Origin of the sequence: Pantoea sp. SIMBA_079 (genome assembly GCF_046940275.1) — a bacterium.
GTDB classification, from domain to species: Bacteria; Pseudomonadota; Gammaproteobacteria; order Enterobacterales; family Enterobacteriaceae; genus Pantoea; species Pantoea borealis.
This window is the reverse complement of record NZ_JAWRYR010000064.1, coordinates 1-391: the sequence shown is the minus strand read 5'-3', so window position 1 is coordinate 391 and position 391 is coordinate 1. Positions and strand designations below refer to the sequence as shown.

Annotated in this window: 1 protein-coding gene; it reads left to right on the top strand. The window is 63.2% G+C overall.

Annotation, left to right across the window (positions count from 1 at the left end; genetic code table 11):
- Positions 1 to 391 (top strand): SAM-dependent methyltransferase (locus tag SB719_RS19105; protein ID WP_412159596.1); only part of this gene is annotated, 391 nt, incomplete at both ends.

The window sequence follows — 391 nt, the reverse complement described above, 5'->3', positions numbered from 1 at the left end:
ACCCCGCCTGGCATAGCGTCGACCTGCAGATCCTGCCGGGGGTTTCAGCCTCGCTGGCAACCGCCGCCCAGGCAGGGGCACCGCTGGGGCATGACTTCTGTGTCATGTCGCTGTCGGACAACCTCAAGCCCTGGTCCATCATTGAAAAACGCCTGGACTTGGCTGCCCAGGCCGACCTGGTGCTGGCCTTCTACAACCCGATCTCCAAAGCCAGGCCACACCAGCTCGGTGTGGCCCTGGAGGTTGTGCGCCGACATCGTGACGGGAACACGCCTGTAGTCCTAGGCCGTGACATCGGTAGGCCGGGGCAGACGCTGAAGGTAGTCACCTTGGCCGAACTGCTGCCAGAAATGGTCGACATGCGCACCATGGTGCTGGTTGGATCGTCCAC